The 16,905-nt window shown below is 69.9% G+C and carries 13 protein-coding genes; 4 read left to right on the forward strand and 9 right to left on the reverse strand.

All coding sequences use genetic code 11. The annotated features are described in order from the left end of the window. Window positions 1-3 precede the first annotated feature (3 nt). From ACQPZF_RS11725 to ACQPZF_RS11735, 3 genes are read right to left on the reverse strand one after another with little or no spacing between them, the layout of a single operon-like run. Entirely contained in the window at window positions 4-4,530 is a 4,527-nt protein-coding gene (locus tag ACQPZF_RS11725; protein WP_433271180.1) for a DUF6531 domain-containing protein, read from the reverse strand. Further along, the gene (locus ACQPZF_RS11730) at window positions 4,527-4,835 is read right to left on the reverse strand and encodes a type VII secretion target (RefSeq protein ID WP_433271182.1); all 309 of its coding nucleotides are present in this window, start codon (window positions 4,833-4,835) and stop codon (window positions 4,527-4,529) included. Before ACQPZF_RS11730 ends, ACQPZF_RS11725 begins: the two co-directional genes overlap by 4 nt. A gap of 4 nt (window positions 4,836-4,839) precedes the next feature. Next, complete coding sequence (locus ACQPZF_RS11735) at window positions 4,840-5,295, reverse strand: YbaB/EbfC family nucleoid-associated protein (protein WP_433271185.1); 456 nt, start codon at window positions 5,293-5,295, stop codon at window positions 4,840-4,842. A gap of 477 nt (window positions 5,296-5,772) precedes the next feature. Between ACQPZF_RS11735 and ACQPZF_RS11740 the strand changes: the two genes are divergently transcribed. From ACQPZF_RS11740 to ACQPZF_RS11755, 4 genes are all read left to right on the forward strand, one after another. Beyond that, window positions 5,773-5,976, forward strand: a complete 204-nt coding sequence (locus ACQPZF_RS11740) for a DUF2795 domain-containing protein (RefSeq protein WP_433271187.1) — start codon at window positions 5,773-5,775, stop codon at window positions 5,974-5,976. A gap of 518 nt (window positions 5,977-6,494) precedes the next feature. Next, window positions 6,495-7,058 (forward strand): papain-like cysteine protease family protein, encoded by a 564-nt coding sequence (locus tag ACQPZF_RS11745; RefSeq protein WP_433271189.1) that lies wholly within the window; start codon window positions 6,495-6,497, stop codon window positions 7,056-7,058. A gap of 11 nt (window positions 7,059-7,069) precedes the next feature. Then, window positions 7,070-7,951 (forward strand): hypothetical protein, encoded by an 882-nt coding sequence (locus ACQPZF_RS11750; protein WP_433271191.1) that lies wholly within the window; start codon window positions 7,070-7,072, stop codon window positions 7,949-7,951. 153 nt (window positions 7,952-8,104) lie between these two features. Continuing rightward, the gene (locus ACQPZF_RS11755) at window positions 8,105-8,530 is read left to right on the forward strand and encodes a hypothetical protein (protein WP_433271192.1); all 426 of its coding nucleotides are present in this window, start codon (window positions 8,105-8,107) and stop codon (window positions 8,528-8,530) included. Between the two features lie 90 nt (window positions 8,531-8,620). Here ACQPZF_RS11755 and ACQPZF_RS11760 read toward each other — a convergent pair whose 3' ends face one another. The 6 genes from ACQPZF_RS11760 to treS form a co-directional block, all read right to left on the reverse strand. Continuing rightward, entirely contained in the window at window positions 8,621-9,808 is a 1,188-nt protein-coding gene (locus tag ACQPZF_RS11760; protein WP_433271194.1) for a BREX system ATP-binding domain-containing protein, read from the reverse strand. Further along, a complete protein-coding gene (locus ACQPZF_RS11765; protein WP_433271196.1) occupies window positions 9,805-10,767 on the reverse strand; it encodes a BREX system ATP-binding domain-containing protein in 963 nt (320 codons plus the stop codon). The genes ACQPZF_RS11760 and ACQPZF_RS11765 overlap by 4 nt, the downstream gene beginning before the upstream one ends. Window positions 10,768-10,789: 22 nt before the next feature. Continuing rightward, window positions 10,790-11,578 carry a hypothetical protein gene (locus tag ACQPZF_RS11770; RefSeq protein WP_433271198.1) on the reverse strand — a complete coding sequence of 263 codons (789 nt, stop codon included), beginning with the start codon at window positions 11,576-11,578 and terminating at the stop codon, window positions 10,790-10,792. 227 nt (window positions 11,579-11,805) lie between these two features. Continuing rightward, the gene (gene glgB, locus ACQPZF_RS11775; protein WP_433271200.1) at window positions 11,806-13,728 is read right to left on the reverse strand and encodes a 1,4-alpha-glucan branching protein GlgB; all 1,923 of its coding nucleotides are present in this window, start codon (window positions 13,726-13,728) and stop codon (window positions 11,806-11,808) included. Then, window positions 13,725-15,032: a maltokinase N-terminal cap-like domain-containing protein gene (locus tag ACQPZF_RS11780; protein ID WP_433271202.1), complete on the reverse strand. Its 1,308-nt coding sequence runs from the start codon at window positions 15,030-15,032 to the stop codon at window positions 13,725-13,727. Before ACQPZF_RS11780 ends, glgB begins: the two co-directional genes overlap by 4 nt. After that, complete coding sequence (gene treS, locus ACQPZF_RS11785) at window positions 15,029-16,900, reverse strand: maltose alpha-D-glucosyltransferase (protein ID WP_433271203.1); 1,872 nt, start codon at window positions 16,898-16,900, stop codon at window positions 15,029-15,031. The genes ACQPZF_RS11780 and treS overlap by 4 nt, the downstream gene beginning before the upstream one ends. Window positions 16,901-16,905: the final 5 nt, after the last annotated feature.

The following is a 16,905-nucleotide window of genomic DNA, read 5'->3' on the forward strand; positions in this document are numbered from 1 at the left end:
CTCCTAGAATCCGAAGTCGATCACATCCGAGTATTCGAACTGCGCCTTGTACTCGTCAATGGGCAGCCCATTTCGCGGCGTGAAGGCATCATACACCCTGCCCTCGTGCACCACCGCGTAGTGGTGGTCCCATCGGTTGTACTGGTTCTGGTAGGGCCCCAGCAGCGGATACGGCGCCTGGGGAGTGATGTGGTGGATTTCCCCGCCGCCCAGGCTTCGCTGAATCTGATCTGCTACTTCTCGGCAGTCACCGGGCCCGTCGGAGATCTGGTCCTGACTGCGCGGCAATCCGGGAACGTCATGCTGTGGGCAGGTCGAGGACAACCCGTGCGGATCGATCCAGTGAACGGGGTTCGGGACGTACGCGTGGTGATTCGGCGAAGGGCTCAGGCCGAGCGGGTCGGGCGACTGGTAGCGCGCGGTGCCTGGGTCGTAGTACCGGAACAGGTTGTAGTTCAACCCCGTCTCGGGATCGTGATATTGCCCGGGGAACCGCAGCGGTGTGCCGGTATGACCGGTAGCGCGTTGCAGTGCCTCTCCCCACACCGTCGTCTGCGCCCGCCAAGGTATGTTCCCATCGGGGTCTACGAGTTCGCTGGGCGTGCCGACGACGTCGGTGATGATGGAGTAGAATTGCCGGTCGATCCAGGTGTCCGGCGCATCGCGGAAGGCATGGCGCTCGACTTGGACAAGGGCCCGGAACGTTCCAGGTTGCCAGTCCCAACTGATGCTCCGAGAATCATTGTGGATCTGTTCGGCAATCGTCGTCCCGTCCCACACGAAGTCGATCCGCTCGACCACCTCGTCACCGGACGGGGCGAGGCGCTGTTTGGCCATGCGCCGCCCCAGCGGGTCATAGAGGTAGCGCCATCGCGTGGCGTCCGGTGTCACGACGCCGATCAATTGGTCCTCGGCGTCCCACGTGTAGTGCCACGCGTCCGGCTTCGAGGAGGGTCGCTTCCGCCGGCGCAACACGACCCTGCCCTGCCGGTCGTGCTGGTATCGCGTGTTTCCCGCGGTCAGGACCAGCGTTCCACGATATTGCCGGGCACCGCGACCGTCCGGATCCCCGGTGGGTCCGTCGGCGAAGGTGACATTGTTCGAGGCGTCGTACCGGTACTGCTCGTTCCAGCCGTTGCCGCGTACCGTCGTGATCTGGCCGGTGGCGGTGAGGTCGAAGTGCCGGATTCCCATCGAGTCCTCGACGGAAGTCACATACCCGTCGCGGCGGTAGTGGTACCGGCGCTGCGAGACCACACGTGCCTGGTGCGATTCTGCCTGGTGCGGTCCTGCCTGGTGTGGCACCCGGACGAACTGGGACACGGTCTGACTGGACAGCCGATAGCCGACTTCCCATGACTGGGCGAACACGACGTTCCTGCCGAACCGCCGCTCGATTTCGTGCCCTGCGGCGTCATAGTCGAAACTCAGCGTGTGATCGGCCGTGGTCAACCGGGTGGGCCGGCCGCGGCGATCGTATGCCCACGAGCTTTCCAGGCCGGTTCCGGTCGTCCGGCGCACCCTGTTGCCGAGTGCGTCGTAGCTCGACGTGACCACACGGCCGTTGACCCGGTCCTCCACTACCCGGCCGAGCGGATCACGCCGGAACGTCACCTCGGCGTGCGCATTGACGGCTCGGACGATCCTTCCCGCGGGATCGTATTCGAACGTCGACACGCCGCCGTCACTCGTGCGTTTCTCAACGAGGTTCCCCACCATGTCGAACCGACGGGTGACCGTTTGGCCCGTGCCGTTCGTCCGACTGATCGGCTGACCGGCCTCGTCGTACGCGTACCGAACCTCGCGCCCGTTGAAATCCACTTCCCGGATGAGGTTCCCAAGCGGGTCACGCTCGTATCGCCATACCTTCCCCTCCGGGTTGACGACCTCGGAAAGTCGCATTTCCGTGTCGTACTTGTACTCGATACGCGCGCCACGCGGATCTGTCTGGGCCAGTGGCAGGCTGAAATGAGTCGTCTCGGTTCTGGTGACCTGGCCGGCTGCGTCGACGTGCTCGACGTGGTTGCCTTCGGCGTCGTAGTTCCAACTCTCCTTCGCGCCGCCCGGAACGATCCGCCACAACAGCTTCCCTTCAACGGTCCAGCCGAACCTGACAACCTGCCCGAGCGGGTCCGTGATCGCGGCGACACGGCCGAACTGGTCGTAGTCGTAACGGGTGACCGCTTCCATCGGATCGATCACCTCGACCGGGAGACCCGCCGCGTTGCAGCGGATCAGTCGAGTGTTGCCGAGCGCATCGACCACCTTGCTCGGCGATCCCGTCGCATGGTATTCGGTTCGCGTGACCGCTCCGGACGGGTCCGTCACGGCCACCATATTTCCGCGTTCGTCGTACTCGTGCCGCCACACCGCACCATCAGGATCGACCACGACCGTCGGCAGGCCGAAAGAGTTGTATTCCGCACTGGACCGACTGCCGTCCGGTCGGACCACCCCGGTCTGGTTGCCCAGATCATCGTAGGAGTAGCGCGTGGTGCGCCCCAGCGGGTCAGTCCTGGCGAGAAGCCGGTCGTACGGATCCCATTCCTGCAGGGTCTCACGGCCAAGCGGATCAATCTGGCGCACCACCTGGTGTGCTTCGTTGAGATGGTAGCTGGTGGCATACCCGAGAGAGTTCGTGTACGTGGTGACCCGGTGGCGGATGTCGTAGTCCCACGTTCCGGCGAGAGCTCCACCCGAACCTTGCGAGGACACCACGCGGCCGTCGGCGTCGTAGTCATACTGGTACCAGTCGCCACTGCGGTCGACCCAACGAACGACCCGACCGGCGTGATCGTATTCGAATTCAAACGACCGACCCGACGAATTGGTGACCGCGACGAGTTGCCGTCGGTCGTCGTACCGGTACCCCACCAGCGGGAGGTCGCCTCTGGCGGCGCGCAGGACCAGTTCCGTGATCAGGCCGTCCTGGGCGTGCACACCGATCCGGTAGCCACCGGAGCTGCGGATCTCGACCGGCGAGCCGCTCGCGTCGTAATCGAAGTCGATCCGGTTGCCGTTGCGGTCCGTGATGGCGGATATCTGCCGCGTTCCCGTGCCACCGGGAAAATGCAGGACGCGCCCCTTGCCCGGTTGAGCGACGGTGTAGTCCCCGCTTTCGGTGCGCATGAGCGGCCACCGCGGGCCGTTGTCGGCGAACACTTCGCCGCCGACGAACGGCGGATGCGGGTAACTCAGCCGAACTCCGGTGGAATCGGCGAAATAGACGGCGTCGTCCTCGACCTCGATACGTTGATCGAGCGTGGAAGCCCAGGATCGACCGAAGAACCGGCCGACCCGGTACGACGAGAAGTGGGTCCGCTCGACCACCAGTGGGAGGACGCCCGCCAGTTCGACGTCGGTCTGGTCCATGAACATCTGGCCGGTTGCCAGGTCGACGGGGTCACCGGAGCCGGGAACGCAACCCCGCTCGCGCGAGTCGGTCTTCGGGTCTCCCCGGTTCTCCTTCATCGATGGATCGGACGGGTCTTTCTTGGCACTGGGGGAGGTGCCGTCCGGGGATTTCGAGCCGGTCGAAGGGCTCGAAGTCGATGGTGAGGTTCCGCTCGGCGCCGAGTCGGGACTCGTGGGCGTGCCCGATGGCGTGGTCGCCCCGGAGGGCGAGGTGGTGCCCGAGGGCGAGGTCGTTCCGGAGGGAGAGGTGGTGCCGTCGGGTGTGCTCGACGGGCTGGTGGTGCCGTCGGGTCCTTTCACGGTGGGCGCGTCCGGCGCGCTCGGTGCGCTCGACGGGCTGGTGGCACCGGGGCTGCTCGGACCGTCGGCGCGGCGGCCCAGTTTGCCCAGCTTCGCCATGATCTCGCCGAGCTTGTCCAGGACTTTGCGGATGCGCGGGGTGACGTTGCCGATGGTCTTGACCAGCTTGCGGACCAGGTCGGCGATCCGGTTGCAGACCTTGGCGATGGTCGAAGTGGCCTGGGCGACGATCAGCGGCGTGGCCAGACCGAGCGTGGCCACCGCCTCCAGCGCCCAGGTGATCAGTTTGCCGACGACCTCCGCGACCAGGTCGCGAATGATCTCGCGGACGGCGGCGACGACCTCTCCCATGATCATCACGCCGGTGCCGACGCCGTCGGCCAGCGTGCCCGCGCCGGCGATGGCGTCCGCGGTCTGCGCGGCGTGCCCGCGGTAGGTGTCGGCGGCCTGCCCCTGCCAGCCGGGCGCGTCCTGCGCGGCCAGTTCCTCGGCGACCCGACCGACCTCGGCGGCGACGTTGCTCCAGGTCTCGCTGAACGAGCGGATGACCGGCGGGTCGCCGGCGAACCAGTCCAGCGCCTCCTTCAACGGCTGCACGTGCTCGATCAGCCACGAGACGCCGTAGGAGGCCACCGTGCCGATCGGGTCGAGCACCATCGACAGCACTTCCAGCCCGACACCGACCGCGCCCAGCCCGGCCGCGACCCAACTCCCGTCGGAGATGCCCTGCGCCAGGTCGCCCGCGGACTCGGCGATGCCGATGCCGGTGACCGCGGTCGTGTCGCTCTTCGCTGTCGCGACCAGCGGGTTGTTCACGTGTTCATCCCGTCGAAGCGCGCGGACTCGCCGGATTCCTGGTCGTCGTAGGCGCGCGACGTCTCGCGCAGCTTCGCCGCGTTGTCCGACACCGTCTCCGCCGCCTTCGCCAGCGCCTCCACACCCATGTCCTCGAACGGCTGCAACAACATCGCGAACGGCTGGCACACCACGCCGTACGCGGAGTCGTTCATCGCCACGGTCCGCGCCGCGTCGGCAGCCGTCCGCAGCCGGTCCGCCAGACCTTCCACCCGGCCCGCTAACGCGGCGATCTCGCCGGTGAGCGCCTCGTACCCGCCCGTCATCGCGTCACCTCAGGTAGCCGTCGTCGCTGAAGTCGCCGTCATCGCCGTCATCGCCGCCACGCCGGCGGGGCGGTGCGGCGGGCGGGTCGTCCGGTTCGGGCCGCGGGAAGTTCTCCTCGGCGACCGCGACGATGTGCCGCCCGGACTCGGTGTCGCCGACCGTCTCGCCCACGATCCGCGCCAGCTCGGCCGGATACCCGGCCTGCGCCTTGCGCATCGCCTCCATGACCGCCGCCGAGATCTGCTCCGGCCGCAACCGTCCCACGTCCGCGGTCATGGTCACGGCGCTGGGAATCCCGTTGGCGCCGACCGTGACGCTGACCGCGCCGCCTGCCGCCGACGCGGTGATCGAGATCCGCTCGACCTCCTGCCGCATCGACGCGTACCGGGCGGCCTTCTCCTCGGCGTTGCGCTCCCAGTCGTCCACCAGGTTCTGGACATGGGCCAGCGGATCGGTCATCGGCTCCCCCTCCGGTGACGTCGAGATCAGGCCAAGCTACTACGTACGTGACGAAATCTTCGGCGGTATGTTCGCAAGATGCCCGGTTCGGCTCAACCGGTTGGCCCAGACCGATGCATAGGGCCTGTCTGGAGTCGTGATCATTTGCCCGCGTCGCACCACCGGCCGACCGCGCCCGCTGTGGTGTGCACCTGGTTGCACGTCGGGATGGCTCGATCATTTGCTCGGTGCGTTATCGCGGCGCGATTTCGGAGGCTGGCAGGTCGTGCAACTTGGTCGGGAACTCCGGCAACGTCGCCGCCACCACTTGCGCGCGAGAGACGGGCTTCGACTCCGGCCGTTCAGCATTCAGCACGACGCGCGATCGGGTGGTGGCGCGTTTCGGGCTGGGGCGGTGGGGTATCGCAGCCCGGTATGCCGACTCGTGGGGTGGCGGCACCGAGTCGGCCCATCGACGGCGCGAGGTCTGGAGGAGCGATGGCCGCGACCACCACTCGGAAGTTGCTGGCGGAGTGTCTGTCCGAGGTCGATTTCCCGGCGGACAAGAACGATCTGGTCGACGCGGCGATCCGCAAGGGCGATCCGACGGCGGTGCAGGCGCTGCGGGAGGTGCCGGCTGCCGAGTACGCGGACCTCGACGAGGTGCTCCGGGCGGTCACCTTTGGCGAGGGCGGTGCGTGAGACCGTTCGCCGGACCGCTCGGGGGCGAGTGTCGCGGCCGGGGTTCGACCGCCTTGCGGGCTTGGGCTTCGGTAAGGCCGTGGTGCCGGAGGTAATGGCAGGGGGGAATTTGGATTTGCCTGTCCCGGCAGCTTTGCAACCAACTTCCGTTCCAGGCTGCGCAGCCACCGGGGCACCGCAATGACGTCGCTCGGGTAACAAGCCGATCGGGCGGACACACCACTCGACCGTGACCGTGGTGCCCGGCCACCGTCACTTTTCGGTGGTCGATGGCACCGTAAAGGGTGTGGCTTTGCCACCTTCGTGAGGTGCTGTGCGGGAATCATGACAGACCGAACGCACGTTGTTGATATTCGACGGTCCGCCCGCATGTGCCCCTGGGTTCCCGTTTTGCCCCGAATGTGGTGGGTCACTCTTACGGGCGTATTCCTGCGTTGCCTCTGGGTTGCAACGGCGATTCACGCTGTCATAACCAGGTAGTCGCCCGGCACTCGTCGTGCACAGGGGAAGGCAGGAAGATGGGCAGGTTCAAGATCGCGACCGCGGCGTCGGCCATCGTGCTGACGGCCTGCGGGATGCTCGTGGCCGCCGGAGGTATGGCTCAGGCGGAATCGGCATACGACGACATCGCCATGCTCAAGCAGGAGAAGACCCAGTGGTGCTGGGTCGCCTCCGGCCTGACGATCGCCAAGTACCACCGGCTCGGCAGCACGCAGGCGGACTTCTGCAACCGGGCCCAGCCCTACTACGGCTGCAACAACCAGCCCGCCACGCTCGGGGACATGGCCAAGGCGTGGGGCAGCCTCGGCATGGCGCACACCGGCTCGGACCTGAGCACCGCGGCTTCGTTCAACCAGGTCTACACCGACGTCAAGGCGGCCCGCCCCCTCGGCGCACGCATCGGGTGGACCTCCGGCGGCGGCCACATGAACGTCGTCTACGGCTTCGACACCTCGAACAACACCATCGGCGTGGCCGACCCCTGGCCGGACACCACCACCTACACGTGGTGGAACTACAACGACTACGTCAACAACAACTCGTTCAAGTGGACCCACTCCCGCATCGGCATCTCCCGTTAAGGCAGGGCGACATGCGTGACACACCAACGTCCGGCGAGCGAACCGCCTCGCGGCTTCCCCGCCTGACCGCTGTCCTGGCACTGACCGCGTCCGCGCTGCTGTTCGGCACCGGCACCGGCACCGGCACCGTCCACGCGACCCCGGCCCAGGACCCGCTTCCGGCGGACATCCCCGACTACCAGGCCGCACTCGACACGGTGAAGTCGACCGACGTGCGCAACGCCGTCTGCCGCTTCCTGAGCGTGCCGGTGCCCCGCGGCGGGTCCGAAACACCGCAGCCGATCCCCGACAAAGCCGACCCGTGCGAGGGCCTTCCGACTTTCGTGGTCAAAGACCCGTTGGCGGTCAACGAGATCACGCCGGGCTTCGTCGCGGGCACGTCCCCGCCCGTCGCCTCCGAGGCGGTCAAGCTGAGCCGCTTGGTGTCGTCGCTGAGCATCAGCGTCAACGACCGCCAGGCCACCGTCATGCTCGCACCCACCGACGGCGGCGGCTGGCACCTGTCGGCGGTGCGCGACGGCGACAGCGACGCCGTCTACGCCGGCAAAGCCGCGCCGGGGAGTCTGGTGTTCGCCGAACCGCAGATCCGCGGCTGGTACGAGCTGAAGCTCCTCGCGGTCACGCCACTCAATGACCAGGCACGGGAGGGCCTGGGCGGCCGGTCGTCGATGTCGCTGGCCGATTACCAGAAGCTGGTCAAGACCCGTTACGCCGACAAGCAGACCGGATCGGAGTACGACACCAAGGGCTTCTCCAGCGGCTACGACACCGGCAGCAGGGAGGCCGAGGGCGCGTCCTCGGCACCGCTGATCGTCGGCGGTGCGAGCGCGGCGCTCGTGCTCGCGGGCGGCGCCTTCCTCCTTTACCGTCGCCGCCGCGACACGACCGGCTGAGTCCGACCACCAACCCCGCGGACGGGTTCGAGAATCCCGCGCTGCTTCAGGCCGTCAGCGGGTGGAGAGGGGCACGTCGTCGATGGTGGATGTTGTTCGGTACGGTGGCGACACCTGAGGATGTGTCCCGCACACCACGGTTTCTGAGATCACATGACCCGGACTGCACACGTCTACCGCCGCGGCGAGTTCATCTTCGTGGTCACCATGTCGAAGACCGTGGACGGCCTGTGGATCAGCAGCGACCCGTGCTTCAAGCTCCCGTTCGACGCCGTGCCGGCGGAGCTGGGCGTGGTGGTCGCGAAGTCCCTGGGCGCATCCAGGCAGGGCGTGCCGCACCCGTCGTTCAAGGACAACGCGCACTTGCGCCCGTTGCTGGCGGTGTGCGGGCTGAAGTCGTGGTTGACCTTCGTGAAAGGCGCCGGGTTGGCCGTCGTGCGGCACGAGGGCGACATGGTGGTAGTTCAGCGCCACGCCAATCGGGGCCGCAGCTTCGTGCCGGACGACACCGACCCGGTGACCGCGCGGGACGCCGATGCGGGTGGACTCGGCGCTGCGGTCATCCGGCAGCTTGGCTGACGTCACCGGTGACGACCTGCACATCACCCGAGCCGACCACTGGGTCGACTTCGACCGGGAGCCCGCCGGGAACGCGGGCCGTCGCGCGGGTCAGGCGTGCGAGTAGTCGTGCGCCTCCGTGTCCAGGAGCGTGTCGGGGCGGTAGTCCGGGTCCAGGCGCAGCAGGTCCCACTCGTTGATCCAGCCGCGGATGTGCTGGCGGAACTGGTGGGTGCTGGCGCCTGGCAGTCCGCGCACGTTCGGCGGGTTCCAGTTGAACGCCGTGCCGTGCAGCTCCCGCACCCGGCGGTAGACCTGCCGCAGGCGGTCGGCGTCCGGTCGGTCCAGCAGCAGGGTGTCCCGGTCGATGACGCGCATGCCCTCCGCGACCAGTTCGGCGGGCTGTTCCGCCCACTGGGCGCGCCCGGCCAGGCTGCTCCGGTCGCCCTTGCCGTCCAGGACTGCGGCGGCGAAGTCCTCGGTGATGGCGAACACCGACCCGATGGCCGCCGGGCCGCCCAGCGATCCGCCGGTCCACCGGGCGATCTCGGCATAGGACCGGGCGCGCTGGGCCGGTGTGCAGCGGCCGATCAGTTCCACCTCGTCGAAGAGCACGATCCATCCGCAGTAGCCGGCGGCGGCCATCAGGCGTTGCGCGAACCGCAGGCGTTGGCGCGCCAGTTCCGCCGGGTGCACGCGGCGGAACCCGGTGGCGGGCAGTCCGTTCGCGCGCAGGGCCCGGGTCAGGTCGGCGGCGGGCAGCGAGTCGCCCGACCAGAACCGCACCACCGCGTCCGTGAGGACGTCGTCCACGCCGTGGGCGTGCGCGTGCAGGTGCAGGGTCGCGGCGAACCGGCTGTCCAGGCCCGACGCCGGGTCTTCGGCCCACCGCCGCAGGTCCGCGTGGGCCCGGTTCGCGGGTGACAGCTCGGCGGCGATGTCGGCCAGCAGCGGGCCGCGCCGTTCGCGGGCGGCGGCGGTGGCCAGTGCGGCGCTCGCCACCTTGCACGGGTCCGAGAGCAGCGTCTCCTTGCTGATGACCACCATGCTGACCGCGAAACCCTCGCGCAGCGCGCGCTGGCGAAGCGCGGCGAGCAGGTGGCTCTTGCCCGCGCCGAAGCCGCCGCCGACGCTCAGCCCGGTGGTCGCGCCGCCGCGGACCGCGGTCAGCAGCCGGCTGAACGCGTCCTCGATCCGCGGCTGACCGCTGCCCAGCAGCTCCACGACGGTCTGGTTGGGCGCACCGGCGCGCAGGCACTCGATGGCGTTGCGGGCGGTGAAGGCGTCGACACCGGTCACGACACCGGCCCGCGGACGTCCGTGATCCGGACCAGGCTCGCCATCGGGTTCGCCCGTCGCCGGTCGCTGATCTCGCTGACCACGCGCTGGTGCAGCGCCCGGTACGCGGTCAGGCCGCGCTGCCGGTCGTGCGCCATGCCGCCGGGCAGGACCACGACCAGCAGCACGCCCGCCAGCTCGTCCAGCGAGTCGATGAACTGCCGCAGCACCTCGTAGGCGTCCAGGGTCATGGCCTTGGTGTAGTGGTGGCCGTCGCGCTGCGGGGGGCGGCGGGTGACGCCCAGCCGGGTCACGTCCAGCCGCAGCACCAACCCGGGGTTGCCCGCCCGGCGCACCCAGTGGCCCAGCGAACCGAGCAGGTGTCGCGCGTTGTGCCGGACGATCCGGCTGCCGATCCCCAGGGACCGCAGCCGGACGGGCGACACCTGCCGGCCGGTGAGCCAGTCGAGGACCGCGGCGTGCTCCAGCGCGTCGACTTCGCCCCAGTCCAGCTTGGCCTGGCACAGCCGCAGCACCGCGACGCGGAAGTCGCGGGTCAGCCGCGGGTCGCCGAGGACGGACCGTTCGAGGTACCGGCGCATGCTGCGGTAGAGCTCCGCGGGCACCAGCGACTGGGCCTCGGCCACCGCCCGCACCGCCAGGGCGTCGAGCCCGGTGTGCAGGCCCAGTTGCCGGTAGCCGCGTTGGACGAAACGCGCGGCCAGGTCGTCCCAATCGATCGCACGGGACAACGCGACGTAGATTTCGTTCACCAGGTGCACGCGCACTCGGCGCGCGTCCAGGCCGAAGTGCAGATATCCCTGGTCGTCGGCCGCGGAGGACAGCTCGGCCATGAATCGTGAGCCCGCGTCGGTATTGTCGTACGCCACGAACTTGACCGCTGATCCGCCGTCGCCGACGAAACTCTCCAAGTAGTCTTTGCGTAATCGCTGCACGTACTCGCCCGTGTCCAAGAGCACGTTGCCCCCAACTGAAATCCGTTCACTCGACGGTGCTGAAGGAGATACCCCAGTAATGTCTTCGTCCGCCGCCGGGGATGACGGCGGTCAGCACACCCGCCTGTTTCGTGCCGCTGCTCGCGCTCCAGCGCAGCTCCACGTTCGAGCCCTTGGGCCGGACCACCTCGCTGTGGTCCAGCCGGTAGAGGTCCTGGGCGAAGTCCTGCTTCGGGTAGGCGGCGCGCTGTCCGGGCAGCAGGGTCAGCACCGACCAGAGGTCGACCAGCCGGACCACCGTGCCCGTGGCCGCGCCGCGCTGGGTGGTGATCAGCCCGTAGGCGTCGAGCAGGCTGCGCAGGAAGGACTCCGGCCGGTACCGCTGGTCGGTGCGGTGCGCCCGGGAGATCGCCTCGGCCACCACGGAGGGCCGCAGCCTGGTCTCCTGCCTGCGGCCCACCTGGAGCACGGTCTTCCCGGCGTGCACCCGGACCACGGACGGCGGGCACATCAACAGGCCGTCCTCCTCCACGGGTGCGAGCCCTGCGGCGGTCGCCGCGTCACTCAGCTCCCGCAGGTACGCCGCGGAGGCGAGGTGGGCCTCGAAGTCGGCGGCCAGCAGTGCGTCGAGGCGGGCGAGCGGGTCCGCCAGCACGTTCGCGGCGTCCGCGAGCGGCTCGTCACGGACGCGCAGCGCGCGGACGTCGCCTTCGGCGGCCCGCTTCCGGAGCCGCCGAAGGTCGCGTTTGAGGCGGTCGACCGCCGCGAGGGCGTCGTCGACCGCGCCGAGCATGTCGAGAACCACGTCCTCGAACGACTTGCCCTGGTCGAACATGAGCCCTGACCCCCAGAAGGCTTTTGCCAACGATCGCAGCCATGCGGCGCGCGGGTCGCAACCGCGCAGTGCAGGCGAATACCCCAGTAGTAGATCCCCTGCCCTTTTTCTACCATCGCACCCAAACGTGTACCACTTCAGTGGTGGATTTCCCCCTATTGGCCTAGCGTGTGCACGGAGCGTGAGGTAACTCCGGGCGCGTATCCGGGTGCGTGCCACGAAAGGCTTCAATGCAGGCCGGGATCGTATTCGAGCAGTAATACCGAATTAGGCGGTATCTCCCAGGTCGCGGACACCGGGAGGCCCTGCCACGGTATTCCGTCCGCGGTCACGGCACGGCGGGGACCGTGCGTCGAGCCGCCGTACTCGGCCGCGTCGGTGTCCAGCACGACCCGCCACCGGCCCGGCTGGGGCAGCCCCACCCGGTAGTCCGGCAGCGCCACGCCGGACAGGTTGGCCACGCACACCACCGCGCCGCCGGCCGGGTCGCGTCGCAGGAACGCCACCACGTTGCGGTCGGCGTCGTCGGCGTCCAGCCAGGCGAACCCGGCCGGGTCGTGGTCCAGGGCGTGCAGCGCCGGCCGGGTGCGCAGCAGCCGGTTGAGGTCGGCCACCAGGTGCGCGACACCGGCGTGCGCGGGATCGCCGAGCAGGCCCCAGTCCAGGCCGCCCGCCTCCGCCCACTCCCGCACCTGCCCGAACTCGCCGCCCATGAACAACAGCTTCTTGCCGGGGTGGGCCCACATCCAGGCCAGCAGCGCGCGCAGGCCGGCCGCCTTCGCCGCGTCGTCACCGGGCATCCGGCTCCACAGCGAGCCCTTGCCGTGCACCACCTCGTCGTGCGAGAGCGGCAGCAGCCAGCGCTCCTCGGCCGCGTAGGTCGCCGGCAGGACCAGCTCGTGGTGGTGGCCGGCCCGGCGCACCGGGTCGTGCCCGAAGTAGCCCAGTGTGTCGTGCATCCACCCCAGGTTCCACTTCAGGTCGAAACCGAGCCCGCCGGACTCGACCGGCGCGGTGACACCCGGCCAGAGCGTGGACTCCTCGGCGATGACCAGCGCGTCCGGCCGGTGCCGGCGGATCGCCGTGGTGAGTTCGCGCAGCAGCGCCACGGCCTCCAGGTTCTCCCTGCCGCCGAACTCGTTCGGCTCCCACTGGCCTTCGCCGCGCGAGTAGTCCAGGTACAGCATCGAGGCGACCGCGTCCACGCGCAGCCCGTCGACGTGGAACTCCTCCAGCCAGTACAAGGCGTTGGCCACCAGGAAGTTGCGCACCTGCGGCCGGCCGTGCGCGAACACGTACGTCCCCCAGTCGGGGTGCTCGCCGCGTCGCGGGTCCGGGTGCTCGTACAGCGGGGTGCCGTCGAACCCGGCCAGCGCCCAGTCGTCGCGCGGGAAGTGGGCGGGCACCCAGTCCACGATCACGCCGATGCCGTGCGCGTGCAGGTGGTCGACCAGGTAGCGGAAGTCGTCCGGGTCGCCGTAGCGGGCCGTCGGCGCGTAGTACGACGTGACCTGGTAGCCCCAGGAGCCGCCGTACGGGTGCTCGGCGACCGGCATCAGCTCCACGTGGGTGAAGCCGAGCCGTCCGACGTGGTCCGCCAGCCGGTGGGCCAGCACCCGGTAGCTCGCCGCGTGCCGCTCGTCCTCGGACAGCCAGGAACCCAGGTGCACCTCGTAGACGCTCAGGGGTGCGGCGACCGGGTCCACCTGCCGGCGACGGTCCAGCCACGCCGCGTCCCGCCAGGTGTGCCGCGACCGGTGCACCACCGAGGCGGTTCCGGGCGGGCGCTCGGCGGCGAAGGCCAGCGGGTCGGCGTGGTCGTGCAGCCCGCCGTCGGCGGACCGCACGCGGTAGCGGTAGCGGGCACCCACGTCCGCGCCCGGCACGAACACCTCCCACACGCCGTGGTCGCGTCGGCGCATCGGCACCCCGTCCGCCCAGCGGTCGAAGTCGCCGACCACCCGCACGGCACGCGCGTTGGGGGCCCACACCGCGAACGTGGTGCCGGCCACCGGCCCGCGCGCCGTCCGGACCACGCGCGGGTGAGCCCCCAGCACCTCCCACAGCCGCTCGTGGCGGCCCTCGCCGATCAGGTGCAGGTCCAGTTCGCCCAGCAGCGGGTCGCCGTGTTGCAGCGGGATCGCGTTCATGCCTCCTCCTCGACGCCCGCCGCCCGGCCGATCGAGTCGAGCGGGACGGGCAGCCAGTCCGGTCGGTTGGTGTGCTCGTAACCCACCTCGTAGACGGCTTTCTGCAGCTCCAGCGCGCGGAGCAGCACGCCTTCGGCCGGCGGGCCGGACCCCGCCTCGGCGTAACCCGCGCGGAAGGCGGCGCGGCAGCGTTCCGCCCAGCCCCATCCCGCGCCCGCGTGGTGGGCGGCGTAGTCGAACGACCGCAGCACGCCCGCCACGTCCCGCAACGCCGGTCGCGGCGCGGCCCGCTCGGCCAGGGGCGCCGCGGGCTCGCCCTCGAAGTCGATGAGGACCCAGTCGTCCCCGGACCGCAGCACCTGCCCCAAGTGCAGGTCGCCGTGCACCCGCTGGAGCGCCACCCCCGGCAGGTCCGCCACCCGGTCGTAGGCGGCCGAGATGGCGGGCGCGTAGCGCTCCAGCGCCGGCACGGCCGCGCGCACCTCCGCCAAGCCGCGCCGCAGCCCGGCCACCAGGTCCGCGACCCGGTCCGGCCCGCCCGCGACCGACCCGAACGCGGTGCGCAGGTCCGCGTGCGTCTCGGCCACCGCCCGGCCCAACGCCCGCGCCTCGGCGGTGAAGTCGGCGTCCGCGCGCGCCGCGGCGGTGGCCAGCGCCCACCCGTCCGGCGCGTCGGGCAGGAATCGCTGGAGGAAGCCGAGCAGCACCGGCTGCCCCGCCAGGACGCCGTGCACCGATCCCAGCGGCGCGGCCACGTGCCGGGAGCCCGCCGCCGCCAGGGCGCGGTGCAGTTCCAGGTCCGGGTGCGTGCCGGGAGCCGGCCGCCGGTACAGCTTGAGGATGTAGTCGCGACCGTAGACCAGCGAGGTGTTGCTCTGCTCCACGCCGATCGGGCGCGCGGGCAGACCGGTGCGCAGCGACACCCCGGGCTCGGTCCCGAACCGGAGCGCGCCGACCGCGCCGCCCCCGGCGACCAGGTCCAGCAGCCGGCCCGCGAGCCGCGGATCACCCGTCGCGTCGTAGACCGCGGTGCCGCCCACCTCGGCCACCCGGTGCGGGACCAGGTCGTCGGGCAGGTCCCGGCACAGCCCCAGCGGGACCTGGTAGTGCTCCCGCGTGCCGTCGAGGTCGGCGGCCACGAGGCAGTGCAGCAGCACCGGGTCGTCCGGCCCCCCGTCGCCGCCGAGCGGGACGGCGTCGAGGACGTCCACCGAGCGCAGCGCGCGGTCCTTGGGGAACCAGCGCCTGCCCGGCAGCCAGGCGCGCAGCGCGGCGGCGAGCGGCGCGCGTCCGATGCCGGTCACCGCGGCCCACCTCCCGGTTCGCCCAGGGCCAGGCCACCCGCCGCCGCGTCCTCGGCGACCGGGTCGGGCACCTCCTCGGGCGCGGGGTCGTGCCTGAGCTGGAACCAGTAGAAGCCGTGCCCGGCCAGCGTGAGCTGGTAGGGCCCGGCACCCACGACGGGGAACCGGACTCCGCCGGTCAGCTCGATCGGCACGCCGCCCTCGTGCTCGGACAGGTCCAGGCCGACCGGCTGGGGGCGCCGCGACAAATTGTTCACGCACACCACGACGTCCTCGCGGCCGTCGGGTCGGGTCCACCGGCGCCGGTAGGCCAGCACCGCCGGGTTGGACACCTCCAACTCCTCGAACGTGCCCAGGCCGAAGGCCGGGTGCGTGCGGCGCACCCGCACCATCGTGCGCGTCCAGTGCAGCAGGGACGTGGTGCTGTTGATCTGCGCCTCGACGTTGACCGACTGGTAGCCGTAGACCGGGTCGTTGATGACCGGCAGGTAGATGCGGCCGGGGTCGCAGCCGGAGAATCCCGCGTTGCGGTCCGGGGTCCACTGCATCGGGGTGCGGACGGCGTCCCGGTCGCCCAGCCAGATGTTGTCGCCCATGCCGATCTCGTCACCGTAGTAGAGAACGGGTGATCCGGGCAGGGACAGCAGCATGGCGGTGAACAGTTCCTGCTGGTTGCGGTCGTTCTCCAGCAGGGGTGCGAGGCGGCGTCTGATGCCGATGTTCGCCTTCATGCGGGGGTCTTTGGCGTATTCGGCGTACATGTAGTCGCGTTCCTCGTCGGTGACCATCTCCAGCGTCAGTTCGTCGTGGTTGCGCAGGAAGATGCCCCACTGGCAGCCGTCGGGGATCTGGGGTGTCTGGGCCAGGATCTCCGAGATGGGGAACCGCGACTCGCGGCGCACGGCCATGAAGATGCGTGGCATCAGCGGGAAGTGGAACGCCATGTGGCACTCGTCGCCGCCGACCTCTGGGTTGCCGAAGTACTCCACGACATCGCTCGGCCATTGGTTGGCCTCGGCCAGCAGCACCCGGCCGGGGTACTCGTCGTCGACGAGCATTCGGCAGCGTTTGAGGAAGTCGTGGGTGCGGGGGAGGTTCTCGCAGTTCGTGCCCTCCTGCTCGAACAGGTACGGCACGGCGTCCAGCCGGAACCCGTCGATACCGAGGTCGAGCCAGAACCGCAGCACGTCCAACATCGCTTGCTGCACATGGGGATTCTCGAAGTTGAGGTCCGGCTGGTGGGAGAAGAAGCGGTGCCAGTAGAACTGGCCGCGCACCGGGTCGTAGGTCCAGTTCGAGGTCTCGGTGTCCACGAAGATGATCCGCGCGTCCGGGTAGCGCTGGTCGTCGTCGCTCCACACGTAGAAGTCGCCGTAGTGCCCCTCGGGATCACGACGGGACTCCTGGAACCACGGGTGCGCCTCGCTCGTGTGGTTGAGCACCAGGTCGGTGATCACCCGGATGCCCCGCCGGTGCGCCTCGTCCAGCAAGTGGACGAAGTCGTCCACCGTGCCGAACTCGGGCAGCACCGCGCGGAAGTCGGAGATGTCGTAGCCACCGTCGGCCAGCGGCGAGGCGTAGAACGGCGGCAGCCACAGGCAGTCGACGCCCAGCCACGCGAGGTAGTCCAACCTGGACGCCAGCCCCCGCAGGTCGCCGGTGCCGTCCCCGTCGGAGTCGGCGAAGGCCCGCACCAGCACCTCGTAGAACACCGCGCTCTTGAACCACTCGGGTTCGCGCGGGGCGAGCGCCGCGTGGCGGAAGTCCTCCGCGCTCGGTTCGGTCAACAGGCCGTCGGCGGTCAGCTCCGCCCCGGTGTGCGGGACGTCGCGCAGGTCGGGCGGCCGGGCGAATCGGTCTTCCGGCATGGTTT

Source organism: Actinosynnema sp. CS-041913, from assembly GCF_050942485.1.
Taxonomy (GTDB): domain Bacteria; phylum Actinomycetota; class Actinomycetes; order Mycobacteriales; family Pseudonocardiaceae; genus Actinosynnema.

What these genes read in the sequence shown, in the direction of transcription:
- ACQPZF_RS11730 (WP_433271182.1), bottom strand. Translation starts at nt 4,835, where the DNA reads ATGACGGGCGGGTACGAGGCGCTCACCGGCGAGATCGCCGCGTTAGCG.
- ACQPZF_RS11770 (WP_433271198.1), bottom strand. Translation starts at nt 11,578, where the DNA reads ATGTTCGACCAGGGCAAGTCGTTCGAGGACGTGGTTCTCGACATGCTC.
- ACQPZF_RS11740 (WP_433271187.1), top strand. Translation starts at nt 5,773, where the DNA reads ATGGCCGCGACCACCACTCGGAAGTTGCTGGCGGAGTGTCTGTCCGAG.
- treS (WP_433271203.1), bottom strand. Translation starts at nt 16,900, where the DNA reads ATGCCGGAAGACCGATTCGCCCGGCCGCCCGACCTGCGCGACGTCCCG.
- ACQPZF_RS11735 (WP_433271185.1), bottom strand. Translation starts at nt 5,295, where the DNA reads ATGACCGATCCGCTGGCCCATGTCCAGAACCTGGTGGACGACTGGGAG.
- glgB (WP_433271200.1), bottom strand. Translation starts at nt 13,728, where the DNA reads ATGAACGCGATCCCGCTGCAACACGGCGACCCGCTGCTGGGCGAACTG.
- ACQPZF_RS11750 (WP_433271191.1), top strand. Translation starts at nt 7,070, where the DNA reads ATGCGTGACACACCAACGTCCGGCGAGCGAACCGCCTCGCGGCTTCCC.
- ACQPZF_RS11745 (WP_433271189.1), top strand. Translation starts at nt 6,495, where the DNA reads ATGGGCAGGTTCAAGATCGCGACCGCGGCGTCGGCCATCGTGCTGACG.
- ACQPZF_RS11755 (WP_433271192.1), top strand. Translation starts at nt 8,105, where the DNA reads ATGACCCGGACTGCACACGTCTACCGCCGCGGCGAGTTCATCTTCGTG.